This window comes from Streptomyces sp. NPDC060198, assembly GCF_042728415.1.
In the GTDB taxonomy this organism is placed as follows: domain Bacteria; phylum Actinomycetota; class Actinomycetes; order Streptomycetales; family Streptomycetaceae; genus Streptomyces.
Map to the genome: position 1 here is coordinate 1 of NZ_JBHWZJ010000448.1, position 5,099 is coordinate 5,099.

At 70.6% G+C, this 5,099-nt stretch carries 3 protein-coding genes and 1 riboswitch; of the genes, 2 read left to right on the top strand and 1 reads right to left on the bottom strand.

What is annotated here, in order from left to right; all coding sequences use genetic code 11:
• Positions 1-84: 84 nt before the first annotated feature.
• Positions 85-1,272 (bottom strand): glycoside hydrolase family 76 protein, encoded by a 1,188-nt coding sequence (locus ACFWEP_RS31325; protein WP_387375176.1) that lies wholly within the window; start codon positions 1,270-1,272, stop codon positions 85-87.
• A 245-nt stretch (positions 1,273-1,517) separates the two neighbouring features.
• Positions 1,518-1,611: riboswitch (TPP riboswitch) on the top strand.
• On the opposite strand from ACFWEP_RS31325, the gene ACFWEP_RS31330 reads away from it, so the two are divergent.
• Positions 1,602-3,011, top strand: coding sequence for a purine-cytosine permease family protein (locus ACFWEP_RS31330; RefSeq protein ID WP_387375178.1), 1,410 nt, complete (start codon positions 1,602-1,604; stop codon positions 3,009-3,011). Its footprint overlaps the riboswitch before it by 10 nt.
• A gap of 180 nt (positions 3,012-3,191) precedes the next feature.
• The coding region (locus ACFWEP_RS31335) for a phosphocholine-specific phospholipase C (protein ID WP_387375180.1) at positions 3,192-5,099 on the top strand (1,908 nt) is incomplete at its 3' end.

Below are 5,099 nucleotides of genomic sequence, written 5' to 3' on the forward strand. Positions count from 1 at the left end.
CGTTTCCCGCGCCTTCTCCGGTCGGACGGCTCTGCGGTGGCCGCGCGCTCGTCGGCGCGTCCGTACGTCCGTACGTGCCGGAGCTCAGTACAGCGTCCGCCAGGCGCCGCGCGGCCAGGCCAGCACCGCGAAAATCTGTACGGCGGCGGCCTGTTCGATGGCCTGGGTGGCCCCGTCCTCGGCGAACCGCATCAGGCCGGTGGCGCTGTCCCGCTGCTCGGACCAGATGTGGTCCGCGTAGTCGGCCATCGCCCGTCGGTAGGCGGATCCGCCCGTCACCGACTCCAGCAGCAACAGGTTCTTGAAGAAGATCGAGTTGAAGAAGACGGGCTGGGTCAGCAGCCTGCCCTCGGTCACGAAGTGGGCGTACGCGGCTTCGGCCGTACTCCGGGCCTGATTCAGGTAGGTGCGGTCGCGGGTCGCCCCGTACAGCAGGGTGCCGACGCCGACCGGGACGCCCTGGTTGTAGGACCAGATGGTCCGGTCGACCGTGCCGGCGAGGTCGAGGTTGTCCCAGTAGAGGTGCTCGGGCGTCCGCAGGTGGGTGTTGGTCCAGTCGTAGAACCACCTGGACGACTCCAGATAACGGGACTTGCCGGTGATCTGGTGCAGGCGCAGGCCGAGTTGGGCGCCGGGCATGTTGGAGACCGTGTTGCGGCAGTGGTTCCAGTCGGCCTGGGTCCAGAACACCCCACCGGGGGCGGGGTGTTCCGCGTCGGTGTCCCAGCCCGACTCGACCAGCGCGAAGATCTCCCGCGCGCGGCGGAGCGCGGCGCGGTCGCCGGTCTGCAGATGCAGCTGGGACTTGGCCAGCCCCACCCACTCGTTGTCGTCGTAGAACATGTCGCCGCCGTCGCCGTGCGGCGCGACCGGATAGGAGTCGTAGCCGGCGAGCCCGGTGGTGCCGCCCGAGGCGTTCCAGTACAACTCCTGCGCCTTGGCGCGGACGGCCAGATCCGGTGCGTGGCGGGGATCCACGAAGGCCAGGTCGAGGGCTGCGACATGGACCTGGGACAGCGGCCATTCGTAGGAGTACGGGCGGTCGTCGACGGCGACCGGGTACTGCTCGCGAACGAGCCCGGTGCCGTCCGCCACGTCGAAGTACTTCTCCAGAGCGCGGTAGGTGACGTGGGCCCGCGAGAGGGAGGCCGAGGCGGACCGACTGCCGGCCGGGCCCGGCGCGGCGGACGCGGTGGCAGCGGTCGCGGGCGCGGCGGCCAGGGCGGCCAGAGAGGCGCCGAGGACCTGACGGCGTGAGGGGGACCAGCGCATACGGAGCTCTCCTGTTCGAGGTGCGACGCAGGGTGCGGGGTGTCCGACAGTGCTCGACAACGTTGTCACCGGGGTGCGGGAACGTCAACGGCCAGGACGGAAAAGGGTGGACCGTGATCACTTCCGGCCCGCGCGCCCCGGCGGGTCCCGCATCTCGCGCCTCGCGCCGACCGTTCTCCCGGTGATCGTGCTTCGGTCGCCCCCGCTGACCTGCCCCGGGCCGCCGTCCGGCTATCCTGACCGGCGAACCGGACACGGGGTGCCCCACGAGGGGCTGAGATCACACCCGTCGAACCTGAACCAGCTAGCACTGGCGGAGGGATGTCTTCATGGCATTGCCATATGCGCAGAACGACCCTGCGGTCGCGGAGCGGGAGGCTCCGTACTCGCGGACCGCCTTCGGTGGCCGCATGCCCACCGCACCCGGCGATCTGCGGATCGAGACCCACGGGATAGCCCCCGTCCCCGAGGACCGGCGTTACGGCGGCCCCGGTCGGCTCTTCACCGTCTGGTTCGCGCCCAACCTGACCATGACCGGCGTCTTCACCGGCACCGTCGGCATCGCGCTGGGCCTGGACTTCTCCACCGCGCTCGTCGCGGTCGTCCTCGGCACGCTCGTCGGGGCGGCGCCCACGGCCGCCCTCGGCACCTGGGGAAGCCGGACAGGAGTCGGTCAACTCCCGCTCGCCCGAATGGCGTTCGGCAGAGGAGTCGTACTGCCCGGAGCGTTGCAGTGGCTGTCCTCGATCGCCTGGGACGCGCTGATCGGCCTGTTCGGCGGGGACGCGCTGGCCCAGCTGTGCGGCTGGCCGTTCTGGCTGGGCGTGCTGGTCATGATGGCCGCCCAGGGGGGCCTCGGCGTACTGGGGTACGAGGCGATCCACCGGCTCCAGACCGTGATGACGTTCCTCCTGGCCGCCGCCTTCGCCGTGCTGGCCGTCAAACTGCTGGACGGAGTGCACCCCGCCGCCACCGGTGCCGCGCACGGCGGGGACCGGGCGGGCGCCTTCGTCCTGACGTTCACGATCGCGCTGAGCCTGTCGCTGTCCTGGGCCCCGTACGCGAGCGACTTCAGCCGCTACCTTCCGGTCGGTACCTCCCGCCCGCGAATGTTCTGGTGCACCCTGCTCGGCATCAGCGTCTCCTTCGTGGCAGTCCAGACGCTCGGCCTGTGGGGCGCGTCCGTCTTCACCGATCAGACCGCGCGGGGGATCGACACCCTGTTGGGCGGCGGCGCGCTCGGGGCGTTCGGCCTGCTCGCCGTGGTGCTCGCCGCGCTGTGCAGCAACGCCATGAACGACTACAGCGGTTCCCTGGCGCTGCAGACGATCGGGGTGCGCCTGCCGCGCCCCGTCGCCGCCGCGCTCGCCGCCGCGCTCGGTTTCCCGCTGGTGCTGTGGATGCACGCGGCCGACACCACGGCACGCTTCCAGAACGTGCTGCTCCTCGTCGGCTACTGGATCCCCGGCTTCGTCGCGATCGTGGCCGTCGACTGGTGGGCGAGGGCCAGGGCCCGCCGCGGTGCCCCGATCGACCTCGCCGCCGAGGGCGCCCGTGACCGGCCGTGGTGGCAGGCGGTCGCCGCCTTCGTGGTCGCCTTCGTCGCGGCGGTACCGTTCATGAGCACCGGCCTTTACGTGGGCCCGGTGGCGGAAGCCCTGCACGGGGCGGACCTCGCCTACGGCGTGGCGTTCCTCGTGGCCCTGTCCGTCTACGCCCCGCTACGCCTACGCTCCTGACGGACCGCCGGTCGCCTCGGAGACCGAACCGGCCGGGGCGGGGCGCCGGCCGTCTTCGGGGCCTTCCGTTCGCCAGGTGTACGGCGAGGTTTCACGAACCAGCCCCCGCCAGGTATCCGGGGAGCGCTGTCCTTGGGGCGACCTCGCTGTCCCCCCCCCATACCCCGGAGGCCGTCCCCCATGACAGAACTCGACCGGCGCAGGTTTCTGCGGATCGCCGGAGGTGCCGCGGCCTTCACGATGCTGAACGAGAGCATCGCGAGGGCCGCAGCCATTCCCGCGCAGGGCACCACCGGCACGATCCAGGACATCGAGCACGTCGTCGTGCTCATGCAGGAGAATCGTTCCTTCGACCACTACTTCGGGGCGATGAAGGGGGTACGAGGCTTCGGGGACCCCCGGCCCGTGCTCCAGGACAACGGCAAGTCCGTCTTCCACCAGTCCGACGGGACGAAGGACGTCCTCCCCTTCAACCCTCAGGTGGCCGACCTCGGGATGCAGTTCCTGGAGGGGCTGGACCACGTCTGGGCCGGCGGCCAGCAGGCGTACAACAACGGCAAGTACGACAGGTGGGTGCCGGCCAAGACGGCCACCACCATGTCGCACATGACGCGGAAGGACATCCCCTTCCACTACGCGCTCGCCGACGCCTTCACCGTGTGCGACGCCTACCACTGCTCCTTCATCGGAGCCACCGACCCCAACCGCTACTACCTCTGGTCCGGTCACACCGGCAACGACGGCACGGGCGGCGGCCCGGTCCTCGGCAACCAGGAGGCCGGTTACGGCTGGAAGACCTACCCCGAGCGGCTGGAGTCGGCAGGGGTCTCCTGGAAGATCTACCAGGACGTCGGCGACGGCCTGGACGCCGCAGGGTCCTGGGGCTGGATCAGCGACGCCTTCCGTGGCAACTACGGCGACAACTCCCTGCTGTACTTCAACAGCTACCGTGACGCCCAGCCCGGCAGCGCCCTGTACGAGAAGGCCCGCACCGGCACCGACGTCAAGGCGGGCGGCACGTACTTCGACCGACTGCGCGCGGACGTGGCCGCCGGGACCCTCCCGAAGGTCTCCTGGATCGCCGCTCCCGAGGCGTTCAGCGAGCACGCGAACTGGCCCACGAACTTCGGCGCCTGGTACATCTCGCAGGTCCTGGACGCACTGACGTCGAACCCGGCGGTCTGGGCCAAGACCGCCCTCTTCCTCACCTACGACGAGAACGACGGCTTCTTCGACCACGTGGTCCCGCCGTACCCTCCGGCCTCGTCCGCCTGGGGGCTGTCCACCGCCGACGTGACGAAGGACCTCTACCCGGGCGGCACGAGCTACGCGGCGGGCCCGTACGGGCTCGGTCCGCGGGTGCCGATGATCGTGGTCTCACCCTGGAGCAAGGGCGGTTACGTCTGCTCGGAGACCTTCGACCACACCTCGGTGATCCGCTTCCTGGAGAAGCGCTTCGGGGTGCGGGAGCCGAACATCTCACCGTGGCGCCGCGCCATCTGCGGGGACCTCACCTCCGCCTTCGACTTCAGGCGCGCGGACGGGGCACCCGCCGCTCTGCCCTCCACGGCCCGGTACGCGCCGCCGGACAAGAACCGCCACCCCTCCTACCACCCGACCCCGCCGGCCACCGGCACCCTCCCGAAGCAGGAGCCGGGATCGAAGCCGACCCGCGCGCTCGGGTACAGCCCCTACGTGGACGGCCGGGCCACCGTCTCCACCGGCAAGTTCACCCTGACCTTCTCCGGCGGACCGACGCTGGGCGCGCACTTCCACAGCACGTCGGGCAACCGTACGGACGGGCCATGGCCCTACAGCGTCGAGGCGGGCAAGACCCTCTCGGACACCTGGAGCACCAGCAGTTCGACCGGTAACCGGATCGACCTCACGGTCTGGGGTCCGAACGGCTTCCTGCGGACCTGGCAGGGCCCCGCGGCGAAGGCCGGGCCCGAGGTCACCGCCCGTCATGTGGCGGCGGACGGCAGCCTGAAGCTGACCATGACCAACTCCGGCCCGGTCGTCGTGAACCTCACCGTGACCAACGCCTACGGCGGGGCGGCGCAGACCTTCAAGGTCGGCTCCGGCGCC

What these genes read in the sequence shown, in the direction of transcription:
- ACFWEP_RS31325 (WP_387375176.1), bottom strand. Translation starts at nt 1,272, where the DNA reads ATGCGCTGGTCCCCCTCACGCCGTCAGGTCCTCGGCGCCTCTCTGGCC.
- ACFWEP_RS31330 (WP_387375178.1), top strand. Translation starts at nt 1,602, where the DNA reads ATGGCATTGCCATATGCGCAGAACGACCCTGCGGTCGCGGAGCGGGAG.